General features: G+C 72.6%; 12 protein-coding genes and 1 pseudogene. 4 read left to right on the forward strand and 9 right to left on the reverse strand.

Annotation, left to right across the window (positions count from 1 at the left end; all coding sequences use genetic code 11):
• Positions 1-42 precede the first annotated feature (42 nt).
• On the reverse strand, positions 43-1,356 hold the full coding sequence (locus ACVDFE_RS19005; protein ID WP_458431259.1) for an amino acid permease: 1,314 nt from the start codon (positions 1,354-1,356) through the stop codon (positions 43-45).
• 112 nt (positions 1,357-1,468) lie between these two features.
• Here ACVDFE_RS19005 and ACVDFE_RS19010 point away from each other — a divergent pair, with 112 nt between their 5' ends.
• Positions 1,469-1,939: a hypothetical protein gene (locus ACVDFE_RS19010; RefSeq protein ID WP_360396157.1), complete on the forward strand. Its 471-nt coding sequence runs from the start codon at positions 1,469-1,471 to the stop codon at positions 1,937-1,939.
• Positions 1,940-1,945: 6 nt separating this feature from the next.
• Here ACVDFE_RS19010 and ACVDFE_RS19015 read toward each other — a convergent pair whose 3' ends face one another.
• From ACVDFE_RS19015 to gabT, 5 genes and pseudogenes are all read right to left on the reverse strand, one after another.
• Positions 1,946-2,335 (reverse strand): zinc-binding dehydrogenase, encoded by a 390-nt coding sequence (locus tag ACVDFE_RS19015; protein ID WP_458434359.1) that lies wholly within the window; start codon positions 2,333-2,335, stop codon positions 1,946-1,948.
• Positions 2,230-2,904: pseudogene (locus ACVDFE_RS19020) on the reverse strand (zinc-binding dehydrogenase); the annotation flags it as partial. The pseudogene ACVDFE_RS19020 and the gene ACVDFE_RS19015, both read right to left, overlap by 106 nt.
• Positions 2,905-2,928: 24 nt before the next feature.
• A complete protein-coding gene (locus ACVDFE_RS19025; RefSeq protein WP_458431260.1) occupies positions 2,929-3,918 on the reverse strand; it encodes a LacI family DNA-binding transcriptional regulator in 990 nt (329 codons plus the stop codon).
• A 35-nt stretch (positions 3,919-3,953) separates the two neighbouring features.
• Positions 3,954-5,264 carry an aldehyde dehydrogenase family protein gene (locus tag ACVDFE_RS19030; RefSeq protein ID WP_458431261.1) on the reverse strand — a complete coding sequence of 437 codons (1,311 nt, stop codon included), beginning with the start codon at positions 5,262-5,264 and terminating at the stop codon, positions 3,954-3,956.
• Positions 5,261-6,544, reverse strand: coding sequence for a 4-aminobutyrate--2-oxoglutarate transaminase (gene gabT, locus ACVDFE_RS19035; RefSeq protein WP_360396163.1), 1,284 nt, complete (start codon positions 6,542-6,544; stop codon positions 5,261-5,263). Before gabT ends, ACVDFE_RS19030 begins: the two co-directional genes overlap by 4 nt.
• 81 nt (positions 6,545-6,625) lie before the next feature.
• Between gabT and ACVDFE_RS19040 the strand changes: the two genes are divergently transcribed.
• Positions 6,626-7,891, forward strand: a complete 1,266-nt coding sequence (locus ACVDFE_RS19040) for a PucR family transcriptional regulator ligand-binding domain-containing protein (protein WP_458431262.1) — start codon at positions 6,626-6,628, stop codon at positions 7,889-7,891.
• On the opposite strand, the gene ACVDFE_RS19045 is transcribed toward ACVDFE_RS19040, so the two are convergent.
• Positions 7,865-8,665: a dioxygenase family protein gene (locus tag ACVDFE_RS19045; protein WP_458431263.1), complete on the reverse strand. Its 801-nt coding sequence runs from the start codon at positions 8,663-8,665 to the stop codon at positions 7,865-7,867. The genes ACVDFE_RS19040 and ACVDFE_RS19045 overlap by 27 nt on opposite strands.
• A gap of 87 nt (positions 8,666-8,752) precedes the next feature.
• Between ACVDFE_RS19045 and ACVDFE_RS19050 the strand changes: the two genes are divergently transcribed.
• Positions 8,753-9,313 carry a dihydrofolate reductase family protein gene (locus tag ACVDFE_RS19050; protein WP_458431264.1) on the forward strand — a complete coding sequence of 187 codons (561 nt, stop codon included), beginning with the start codon at positions 8,753-8,755 and terminating at the stop codon, positions 9,311-9,313.
• Here the strand turns inward: ACVDFE_RS19050 and ACVDFE_RS19055 are convergent.
• A complete protein-coding gene (locus ACVDFE_RS19055) occupies positions 9,310-10,482 on the reverse strand; it encodes an FAD-dependent monooxygenase (protein ID WP_458431265.1) in 1,173 nt (390 codons plus the stop codon). The two genes, ACVDFE_RS19050 and ACVDFE_RS19055, sit on opposite strands and share 4 nt — an antisense overlap.
• A 75-nt stretch (positions 10,483-10,557) precedes the next feature.
• On the opposite strand from ACVDFE_RS19055, the gene ACVDFE_RS19060 reads away from it, so the two are divergent.
• On the forward strand, positions 10,558-11,019 hold the full coding sequence (locus ACVDFE_RS19060) for a MarR family winged helix-turn-helix transcriptional regulator (protein ID WP_360396172.1): 462 nt from the start codon (positions 10,558-10,560) through the stop codon (positions 11,017-11,019).
• Positions 11,020-11,466: 447 nt separating this feature from the next.
• Here ACVDFE_RS19060 and ACVDFE_RS19065 read toward each other — a convergent pair whose 3' ends face one another.
• Entirely contained in the window at positions 11,467-11,775 is a 309-nt protein-coding gene (locus ACVDFE_RS19065; RefSeq protein WP_360396174.1) for a helix-turn-helix transcriptional regulator, read from the reverse strand.
• Positions 11,776-11,815 lie beyond the last annotated feature (40 nt).

An 11,815-nucleotide genomic window follows, 5' to 3' on the forward strand; every position in this document is an offset into this window, starting at 1 on the left:
ACTATACCGAACCAGGCAAGCAGGGCCTGTGCCGCAAGCGGTTCAGCCGGCGGTGCTCCGCCGTGCCGACCTGGCCACGCCGACGGCCGCGATGACCGCGAACAGCACGCCGGTCGACAGGATCTGGCCGCGGGCCTGGGAGTCGGCCAGCATCAGCCCGACGATCCCCACGATCGCCGCCAGCGCGAGCCACGACAGGTACGGGTAGCCCCACATCGGCACGACCGGGTCGGCGATGCCGCGGCGCATCCGCAGCTGCGACACGGCGATGAAGCCCCACACGACCAGCAGGGCCGAGCCGACGGCGTTGAGCAGCAGCAGGAACACCGTGTCCGGCCACAGGTAGTTGAGCCCCACCGACACGAAGCCGAACGCCACCGACGCCAGCACGGCGTTGCGCGGCACGCCGTTCCTGCGCCGCAGCAACGACTTCGGCGCCTCGCCGCGGTCGGCGAGCGAGGACAGCATCCGGGCCGCGCCGTACAGGGTGGCGTTGATGGCGCTCAGCAGCGCCACGAAGATGACGACGTTCATGATCTGCGCCGCGCCCGGGATGCCGATCCTGGTGAGCACCGCCACGTACGGGCTCGCACCGACCTCGGAGTCGTTCCACGGCAACAGGGTCACGACGACGGCCATCGAGCCGAGGTAGAACACCAGCAGCCGGGTGACCGACGTGCGCACCGCCTTGCCGATGGCGCGCTTGGGGTCCTCGGCGTCGGCGGCGGCGATCGTGACGACCTCCAGTCCGCCGAACGCGAACACGACCGCCATCAGCCCGGCGACCACGCCGCCCCAGCCGTGCGGGAGGAAGTCGCGCAGGTTGCTCACGCCGGGGGAGTCCACACCGGGCAGCAGACCGAGGACCGCGGCACCACCGAGCAGCAGGAACAGCACGATCGCGGCGACCTTGAGGCCCGCGAACCAGAACTCGAACTCGCCGAAGTTCCGCACGTTCGCCAGGTTCACCGCCGTCAGCACCGACATGAACACCAGCACCCAGGCCCACTGCGGCACGGCGGGCAGCCACCCGGACGCGATCTTCGCCGCCCCGGTCGCCTCGACCGCGAGCACCACGACGACCGCCGACCAGTAGCCCCAGCCGACGGTGAACCCGGCCCACGGCCCGATCGCCTTCTCCGCGTGCACCGAGAACGCGCCCCCGCTGGGGTGTTCGGCCGCCATCTCCCCGAGCATGCGCATCACGAGCAGCGCGAGCAGCCCGGCGAGCCCGAACGAGATGAGGACCGCCGGTCCGGCAATGGCGATGCCCGCCCCTGTCCCGACGAAGAGACCGGCGCCGATCACGCCGCCCAGTGCGATCATGGTCAGGTGGCGTTCACGCAGGTGAGTCACGCTCTCCAGCCCCGTTCGAGTGTGCCGATGGCGGCCCGATAGTGAGTTCATGGCGGCGGGGAGTCAAATCGTGTGATCGGCGTTACACCTCGATCAAGTGAGGGTGAGATCCATGAGCTCGCCTAAGGGAGTACTACCGCACCCCGACACGTTCTCCGCGGCCCAGCAGCGCTACTCGGACTGGGGCTGGCTCGTGCTGCGCTCCGAGAACAGGCTGCTGCTGACCACGGACCACCAGGTCTCCGCCGTCGAGCTCGGTTCCGCGATCGGCGAGGAGGTGCGGCACTACCTCGCCCTGCGGATGCTCGGCGGACCGGTGGTGGCGCTGCCGGGGGCTCCCGGGCGGTGGCTCCTGCTCACCGAGTCCGCCGACGAGGCGTCGCAGGTGAACCTGATCCGCCTGCGGGCCCGCGGCGCGCTGACGCACCGGCTGGGCACGCTCGTGCCGCTGCCGCCGTCGCGGATCGACCGCGGGGGTGTCGGCTGGCTGGGGGAGACGCCGGTGGACCGGCCGTTCCTGCCGCCGTTCTCGGCCGTGGTGGCCGCGCTGCGGGCGGTCACGGAGACCGCCGCGCTGCGCTGACCCGCCTCAGACGAGCAGGAGCGACTTGCCCAGCGTCGTGCGCTCCTCCAGCGCCCGGTGCGCCTTCGCGGCCTGCGTCAACGGGTAGGTCGCGCCGATCACCGGGCGGAGCCGGCCCCGTGCCGTGAGCGCGAGCGCTCCGTGAGCAGCTCGTGCACCGTGGCCGGAGCGGGTGGACCGTCTGCCAACGGGTAGTCCACGTGCACCTGCCGGTGCCGCGCGAGCTCGGGGTCGATGTCCGCGAAACCGTCCGACGTGCCGTAGGTGACGAAGTGCCCACCCGCGGCCACGGTCTCGAACACGGCCCGGCCGAGCGGCCCGCCCGCACCGTCGAAGGCCACCTGCACGCCGTCGGTCGCGTCGAGCACGCGGTCCTGCCAGCCCTCGGCCGAGCAGTCGACGGTGACGTGCGCTCCCAGGTCCTCCGCCAGGGCGAGCTTGCGGTCACCGCGGGCCGCCGCCACGACCAGGGCCCCGGCGGCACGGGCCAGCTGCACGAGCAGGGAGCCCGCGCCACCCGTCGCGGCGGCCACCAGCACCCAGTCACCCTCGCCGATCTCCACGCGGCGCAGGAGGTTCAGCGCCGTGACGCCGTCGTGCAGCAGCGCCGCCGCCTCGGGCGAGCCCAGGCCGTCCGGCACCGCGACGACGTCACCGACCGGCACGACGACCTGCTCCGCGTACCCCGCGGGGCCGCGCGCGACGACGTGCCGGCCGACCCACGCCGGGTCCACGCCCTCGCCTGCCGACAGCACGTGTCCCGCACCGCCCCCACCGGGCACGTAGGGCGGGTGCGTGGGGAAGTGCTCGAGGCCCCAGCCCCGCCGCAGCAGCGTGTCGAGGAAGATCACGTCCGCGGCCGCCACCCCGACCACGACCTGTCCCGGCCCGGCGACCGGGTCCGGCACCTCCTCCGCGACGAGCACCTCGGGACCACCGAACCCGTGCACGCGAACAGCCCGCATCACAACCCCCACCTCGACGACCGGTCAGGACGCCGACCCCAGGAGCTCCACTTGGCTGGAGATCAAGGTGCTCGCCCGGTGCTCGCGCGGGCCACGAGCGTCGTCGGGAAGCTCCCGCGTCCGGGCCTCGCCACCGCCGAGGAGGTCCGTCAGCAGGTCGACGGCGACCTGACCGCCCTCCTCGGTCGGCATCGTCACGGTCGTGAGCGCGGGCGAGCACATCGCCGCGTACAGGATGTCGTCGAACCCGGTCACGCTCACCTGCTCGGGCACCCGCACGCCGCGCGCCGCCAGGTGGCTGAGCACGCCGAGCGCGACCAGGTCGTTGTAGGCGATGAACGCCGTCGCACCGGTCGCCAGCGCCCGTTCGGCCGCGACCAGCCCGCCGGCGAAGTTCGGCTCGAACGACCCGAGCAGCTCCGCACGGCCCCGCAGGCCCTGCTCCCGCCGGTGGTTCGACCAGCCGGCCGGACCGCCGAGGTAGACGTGGTGCGCGTGCCCCAGCGACTCCAGGTGCGCGACGACCTGGTCCATGCCGAGGGCGCTGTCCATCAGCACCGACGACACACCGGGCACGACGCGGTTGAGCAGCACCAGCGGTGTGGCGTCCGCCAGCTCGGCGACCTGCTCGTCGGACAGCAGCGACCCGCACAGCACCAGGCCGTCGACCTGCGCGGCCATCGTCCGCACCAGCTCGGCCTCGACCAGCGCGTCCTTCCTGCTGTCGCAGAAGAACACCGAGGTGCCCGCCTCGCCCGCCCGCGTCTGCACGCCGCGCAGCACCGCGGGGAAGAACGGGTTCTCCAGGTCGGGCACCACGATGCCGAGGTTGCCGGTGCGCCCGGTGATCAGGCTGCGGGCGGCGCGGTTGGGCTGGTAGCCCAGCCCGCGCACGACCTCCAGCACCCGCTGCCGGGTGGCCTCGCTGACCAGACCGGGTGCGCTGAGCGCGCGCGAGACCGTCGACGCGGAGACCTGCGCCTGGCGAGCGACATCCCTGATCGTGACGGCCACGCGAGCCATCATGGCAGCACCGCGACCGGCTCAGCTCACAGTTCGAGGCCCGTCAGCACCAGCACGCGCGGCTCGGTCAGGTCCTCCATCGCCGCCCGCAGCCCCTCGCGGCCGACACCGGACTCCTTCACCCCGCCGTACGGCATCTGGTCGGCCCGGTAGCTCGGCACGTCGCCGACGATCACGCCACCGACCTGGAGCCGGTGCGCCGCGCGGAAGGCGAGCCGCACGTCGGTCGTGAACACCCCGGCCTGCAGGCCGTACCGGGACGCGTTGACCAGGTCGAAGGCCTCCTCGACGCTGTCGACGCGGGTCAGCGTGACGACCGGGCCGAACACCTCCTCGGCGTTGACCTTCGCGGTCGCGGGCACGTCGGTGAGCACGGTCGGCGCGTAGGTGCGGCCGTCGCGGGTGCCGCCGGTCAGCACCGTGGCCCCCGCCTCGGCCACCCACGCCTCGACCCGGTCGGCGGCGGCGTCGTTGATCAACGGACCCACGTCGCCGGCGACGTCGAGCTTCTTCACCTGCGCCACAACGGCGTCCGCCACCGCGTCGTAGACGTCGGTGTGCACGTACACGCGCTGCACCGAGATGCACGACTGCCCGGCCTGGTACATGGCGAACGTGGCGATGCGCTGCGCGGCGAACTCGACGTCGGTCCAGTCCGGCGCCACGATCGCGGCCGCGTTGCCGCCGAGCTCCAGCGTGACGTGCTTGCGCGGCACCCGGTCCCTGATGCCCCACCCGACCGGGCCGGAGCCGGTGAACGACACGACCGGCAGCCGCGGGTCCTCGACGAGCCGCGCGGTGTCCTCGTTGGCCAGGTGCAGCACCGCCCACGCGCCCCCGGGCAGGTCCGTCTCGGCCAGCAGCTCCCCGAGCAGGAACGCGGCCTTCGGCGTGGCGGGCGCCGGCTTCAGCACGATCGGCGCGCCGACGGCCAGCGCGGGCGCGACCTTGTGCGCCACCAGGTTCAGCGGGAAGTTGAACGGCGCGATGCCCAGCACCGGCCCGCGCGGCACCCGCCGCACCAGCGCGAGCCGTCCCTCTGCGGCCGGGTCGGTGTCGAGGCGCTGCAGCTCGCCGGAGAACCGGCGGGCCTCCTCGGCGGCCCAGCGGAACGTGGAGACCGCGCGGGTCACCTCGACCCGCGACCACCTGAGCGGCTTGCCGGAGTCGTCGGTGATGGCCTGCGCGAACTCCTCCGCGCGCTCGGCCAGCCGCGTCGACACGTGGTCGAGCGCGGCGGCCCTGCGGTGGGCCGGCAGGGCGGCCAGCTCGGGAGCGACCGCGTGCGCCTGCGCGACCGCGTTCTCGACGTCTTCTGGGGTGTGGAAGTCGGTCATGCGAGCAAAGCTCCTTCGAGAACGTCGAGGCCTTCGGCGAGCAGGTCGTCCGGGATGACGAGCGGGGGCAGCAGACGGATCACGTTGCCGTAAGTGCCGCACGTCAGCACGACGACACCCTGTTCGTGGCACGCCTTCGCCACGCGGGCGGCGACTTCGGGCGTGCGTTCGGTGAGCTCGATGGCGAGCATCGCGCCACGGCCGCGGACCTCGGCGATGGTGCCGGTCTTCTCCGCGACCGCCTTGAGCCGGGGGAGCACCGTGTCCTCGATGCGGCGTGCGGCGGCGTTGAGGTCCCGCTCGCGCATCGTGCGGATGGCGCCCAGCGCGGCAGCGCACGCCACCGGGTTGCCGCCGTAGGTACCGCCGAGTCCGCCCACGTGCACGGCGTCCATGATCTCGGCGCGTCCCGTGACGGCGGCCAGCGGGAGACCGCCCGCGATGCCCTTGGCCGTGGTGACCAGGTCCGGCACCACGCCCTCGTGGTCGCAGGCGAACCACTCCCCGGTGCGGCAGAACCCGGTCTGGATCTCGTCGGCCACGAACAGCACCCCGCGTTCGCGGCACCACCGCGCGACGGCGGGCAGGAAACCGGGCGCGGGTGTGATGAACCCGCCCTCGCCCTGGACCGGTTCGACCACGACGGCCGCGGTGTTGTCGCCGCCGACCTGCTTCTCGATCGCGGTGATCGCCCGTTCAGCCGCCTCGGCACCGGTGAGGCCGTCGTGCAGCGGGTAAGACGTGGGCACCCGGTACACCTCCGGCGCGAACGGCCCGAAGCGGTGCTTGTACGGCATGTTCTTGGCCGTCAGCGCCATCGTGAGGTTCGTGCGCCCGTGGTAGCCGTGGTCGAACACGACGACCGCCGCCCGGCCGGTGACGTGCCGGGCGATCTTGACCGCGTTCTCCACGGCCTCCGCGCCCGAGTTGACCAGCACCGACCGCTTCTCGTGCGTGCCGGGGGTCAGGGCGTTGAGCTCCTCGCACACCGCCACGTACCCCTCGTAGGGGGTGATCATGAAGCAGGTGTGGCTGAACCGGTCGATCTGCGCGTGCACGGCCTCGGCCACCGCGGGCGCGGGGTTGCCGACGCTCGTGACGGCGATGCCGGAGCCGAGGTCGATCAGCCGGTTGCCGTCGACGTCGACGAGCAGGCCGTCGTCGGCGGAGTCGATGTGGAGGGGCAGCGCGGAGCCGACCCCGGCGGCGACGGCGTTCGTGCGCCGCGCCTGGAGCTCCAGCGACTTCGGGCCGGGCAGCGAGGTGCGCAGTCGGGTCATGGGGTCAGCATGGTCCTGGTCAGCGCGGTGCGCAGTGGCGGAAATGGCGATCAGCAGCGGCCTCGCTGTACAAACTGGCACATGCCGATCACGTTGCGGGAGCTCGCGTCCGCGCTGCGGTTGCCGGTGCTCGCCGGTGACGTGTCACGACCGGTCGGCTGGGTGCACGGCACGGAGCTCGCCGACCCGGCGCCGTTCCTGGAGGGCGGTGAGCTGCTGCTGACCACCGGACTGGGCGAGCCGGGGGAGGACTACGTCGACCGGCTGGTGCGCGCGGGGGTCGTCGGCCTCGGTTTCGGCACCGGGCTCAGCCACGCCGCCGTGCCGCCCGCGCTCGTCGACGCCGCCCGCCGCACCGGGCTCGGGCTGGTGGAGGTGCCGCGCGAGGTGCCGTTCATCGCGATCAGCAAGGCCGTGTCGAGGGCCGTGGCCGCCGACGAGTACGCCGCCCTCACCCGCACCAGCGAGGCCCAGCGCGCGCTCACCCGTGCCGCGGTCAGGGCCGGGGTCGGGGGTGTGGTGCGCCGGCTCGGCCAGTGGGTCGACGGCTGGGTCGTGCTGCTCGACGCCGCCGGTCACCCCGTGCACGCGCACAACCCGCGCCTGGTGCCCGACCTGACCGCCGAGCTGGCCCGGTTGCGGACCGCCGGCGGGCTCGCGAGCGCCGCGTTCGAGCTCGCGGGGACCCACGTGTTCCTCCAAGTGCTCGGCAGCCAGGCACGCGGTGTGCTCGCCGTGGGCACCACCCGGCCCGAACCCGGCATCGTCAACACCGCGGCGTCCCTGCTCACCCTCGCCCTGGCGCGGAACGACGCCGTCGACGCGGCCCGCGGGGAGCTGCGCGCCGCGCAGTTCCGGCTGCTCCTCGCGGGACTGCCGGTCGACGGCCTGCCCGAGCGGTTCCGCGTCCACCTCGTCACCTCGCCACCGGACGACGACGACGTGTTCTGGGCGGAGCACGACGGTGACGTCGTGGTGCTGGCGGCCGAGTCCGACGGCTTCTCGTCGTCCGAAGTGGACGGAACGCAGGTCGCGCGCGGCTACCGGGAGGCCGTGCGGGCGCGGGAAGCGGGTGTGCGCGCGTTCGAGGACCTGGCCGGCCGGATCCCGTTGCCGGACGGGTTCGCCGCCGCGCTGCTGCGGCCGCTCGACGCCGGGGCGAGGGAGGCCTTGCGGGTCTGGCTGGGCCACCACGGCGCGTGGGACCCGGCGGCGGCCCGGCTCGGCGTGCACCGGCACACGTTGAAGAGCCGCGTGCGCAGGGCCGAGCAGGCGCTGGGCCGCTCCCTGGACTCGCCCGGCCTGCGCGCCGAGCTGTGGCTAGCCCTGCACCGCGAAGGTGAGTGAGGCCGTGTAGCCGGCGGACACGTTGCCGGACATGGTCGCCATCTGCTGGTCGACGCCGTCGCGGAACACCATGTCCTGCTGCAGCGAGGATCGCGACATGGTGCGCACCGACTGCGTGTAGCCGGTGGTGCCGTAGACCTCCTTGCACGTCGACTCCGGCAGTGCGAGCTGCGAGGTCGTGATCTTGTTGCCCGCCCCGGTGGCCTCGGAGAGGCTCGGGTAGACCTCGAAGTGGACGTGCGGCCAGCGCCCCGAGTACGCGCCGGGGAACACGCTCACGAACTTGAGCCTCCCGCTCGCGTCGGTCTCCTGCACGCCGCGCAGGAAGTTCTCGTCCTTCACGCGGTCGGAGTACATCGAGTAGTCGCCGTTGATGTCGCAGTGCCACAGGTAGACGGCCGCACCGGGGTACGGCGTGCCGTCCTCGTGCCGCACGGTCAGCTCGATCGTCAGCGGCACGCCCTCGGCCGTGCGGGTCGACGAGCCGAAGCTGGAGCGGATGTCGGACCGCACGATGCCGCTCTGCGTCAACGCGTTCGGGCCGTTGGAGCCGTCACCGGGGTACGGCCCGGCGGTCTCCTCGGGGATCGCCTCCAGCGCGGCGCCCCGGGCGGCAGCGGAGGTGGAGGCCGTGGGGGACGACGTGGTCGTGGTGGTCGACGGGGCGCAGGCCACGAGGGTGAGGCCCGCGCCGCCGAACAGCGTCAGCGCCCGCCGGCGCCCGAGGAGCGTGGCGAGGTCGTACTGGAGGCCGCGGTCGTGGTTGTCCGTCATGGCACCCAGACTGCGGCCGGTTCCTGTGAGGCACCTGTGGGGAACCTGTTCCTCGGTTGTGCGGTACCTCGACGGCAAGATGGCGTCATGCGGAAGCTGACCTACGGCATGAACGTGAGCCTCGACGGCCACGTCGCCGCGACCGGTGGTGACATCGGCTGGGGCGTGTCGAGCGACGAGCTGTTCGAGTGGTGGCTCGAACAGGAGCAGGCGATCGAGCTGTTCCTGTACGGGCGCGGGTTGTGGGAGGCGATGAGCTCCCACTGGCCGACGGGCGACCAGCGGCCGGGCGCCACCCCGGCCGAGGTCGAGTTCGCGCGGAACTGGCGGGACACGCCGAAGGTGCTGTTCTCCTCCACGGTCGGGGAGGCCGGCTGGAACACCCGCGTGGTGCCCGGCGACGCGGTCGCCGAGATCACCCGGCTCAGGGACGGCGACGGCGGGCCGATGCGGGTCGGCGGCGCGGCGCTGGCCGCGGCGGCCGTGCGGGCCGGGCTGGTCGACGAGTACCAGGTCGTCACCCACCCGGTCCTGGTCGGCGGCGGCACGCCGTTCTTCCCCGCGTTCGACGGCCGGGTGGACCTCGCCCTCGTGGAGACGCGGACGTTCCCCGGCGGGGTGGTCATGACCCGCTACGAGCGGCGTTAGCCGAACTCGGGGAGCACGAGCGCGGAGTGCTCGGGACGGCTGCCGCCCGTCGCCATGGTCTCCCGCTCCCGCAACGCGGCGTTGCGGGCGGCGAGGGCCTCCGCCGTGCCGGGGAACAGCTCCGCGTCGCCTTCCCGCACGAGGTTCTGGTTCGCCTCGACGAACGGCCGGGTGCCGCGTTCGTACGCCGCGAACGCCGCCGCGTGGTCCGGTGCCGTGCCGAGGTGGCCGGCCAGCACGTACGCGCCGACCAGCGCGAGGCTCGACCCCTGCCCGGTGAGGAACGACGGGGCGTACGCGGCGTCACCGACGAGCGCGACGCGACCGGACGACCAGTGCGGCATGCGGATCTGGCTGACCGTGTCGAAGAACAGGTCCTCGGCCGACCGCATCGCCGCGACCAGCCGCGGCACCTCCCAGCCGTCGCCCGCGAAGACCTCCGCGACCAGGTCGCGCTGGGCCAGCGGGTCGTGGAAGGCGCCGAACGGGGCCTCGGCGCGGGTGAAGCTCAGGAACCCGTGCACGGTCGGCTCCTCGCCCACGGCGTAGAGCGCGGCGGCGCGGCCGGGTTCGTTCCACAGCAGCGCCTCGTGCGCGAGACCGAGGTGGTTGGGCAGGGTGAAGCCCGCGAAGCAGTACCCGAGGTAGCGGTGGAACTGCTCCTCCGGGCCGAACGTCAGCGCGCGCACCGCGGAGTGCAGCCCGTCGGCGCCGACGACGTGGTCGTAGGTGCGCTGAAGGCCGCTGCGGAACGTCACGTCCACACCGCCGTCGTGGTCGTCCATGGCCACGACGGAGTTGTCGAACAGGAACTCCACGTCGTCGCGCACGACCTCGTAGAGGATCTCGGCGAGGTCACCGCGCCGCACCTCCAGGTCGCGGTGGTCGTCGCCGCCGGTGATCGTCTCCGGCCGGATCGACGCGACGCGCTCACCACCGGCGTCGAGGAACGTGATCCGCTGGGTGTCGACGTGCGCCTCGCGCAGCCGGGGGAGCAGGCCCATCCGCTCGACCACGCCGAGCGCCGTGCCGCGGATGTCGATGGGGTAGCCGCCGCCGCGCAGGGTGTGGGACCGCTCCACGACGGTGACGTCGAAGCCGTGCCGCCGCAGCCAGAACGCGAGGGACGGACCGGCGACGCTGGCGCCGGAGATCAGGACTGAGCTCACGAAAGCCTCCGTTAACTAACTTAGGTATCGTTTCACGACCGACGCAATCATATACCTAAGTTAGGTAGGTAAGTTGTGGGCGAGGGCCTGAACCCCGCGGCGATGCTGCCGCACCTCCTGCGCCTGGGCACCGTGCTCAACCGGAGCCGCCTGGTCGAGAGGGCCGTGGAACGCGTCGGCATCCCGCTCGACCGGCCGGGCCTGACCGTGCTGATCACCCTGCGCATGGCCGGTCAGCCGCTGCGGGTCGGGGAGATCGCCACGCGGATGCAGGTCGCCGGTCCGCACGTCACGAGGCACCTGCACGACCTGGAACGCGCGGGTCTGGTCCGCCGCGTCACCGACCCCGGCGACCAGAGGGCGCGGCTCGTCGAGCTGACCGAGCCGGGTGACGCGGCGGCCGGGCGGTACCTGGAGGCGGTGCTCGGGTCGTTCGCCGACGCGATCGCCGACTGGTCCACCGAGGACCAGGAGACCTTCGGCCGGCTGCTCGGTCGGTTCGTGGAGGACGTCCAAGCGCACTTCGCCGCCGAATAACGGGCGCCGTGTGCTGTCCTTTCGAAGAGTGGGGCGGGACAATTCCCACCGGTCTTGCCGCTGGATCGGCTCCGGCTCACTCGTTCGGACTCGAAAGGAGTCCGCGAAGACAGCTCAGAGCTCGTTCTCGCCCAGAGAGAGAATGTGGAAGCCGAAGCTCGTGGCGTTGTAGCCGATGTCACGCGAGTCGCTGCCGGTGTGCGCTCGGCACCGTACCGCTGAACGCGCTGCCGACAACGGCGAAGTATTCACCCGAGTGCGATCCTGTTCACCTTCACCGGGAAAGGCCTCGGCATACCGCCAATCGTGCTACTCGCGAGTAGTGCAAATCCCGGAGAAGGGCCGAAGACTTTCTTTCGAGGGCTTGCGGAGGAGCGGCGCCCGTGACGGCCACCGGGCGCCGCCCCTCCCGCGGGCGGGTGGACCCCTGCCGTCCACCCGCTCCCGCTAACCGGGGTGGTCCTCTGCCCTGGCCCTGCGCGACTCCCGTTCGAGCAGCGCTGCCCGGTCGACCTCGTCGTGCGGCACGTCGAGGGCGGCGCTGATCCACGCGCGCCAGTAGGGCCCGGGAATGCGCTTCCCGCGTTCCCACCTCGACACTTCTTCGCGGGTCACGCTGTCGTTCTGTGAGATCTCGCACAACAGGTCCGCCAGTTCGCGCTGGGTCAGGCCCTGCTCTCGCCGCGCCCGCGGAATCAAGGCGGTAATCGGCGGGGTCTCCTGGTGCTCGTGGGCTGCACGGACTGCCTTGAGCACGGTTCTGCTCCGTTTCGGTGAGATGCCGGTGTGCGTCCAG

It is taken from the genome of Lentzea chajnantorensis (assembly GCF_054300775.1).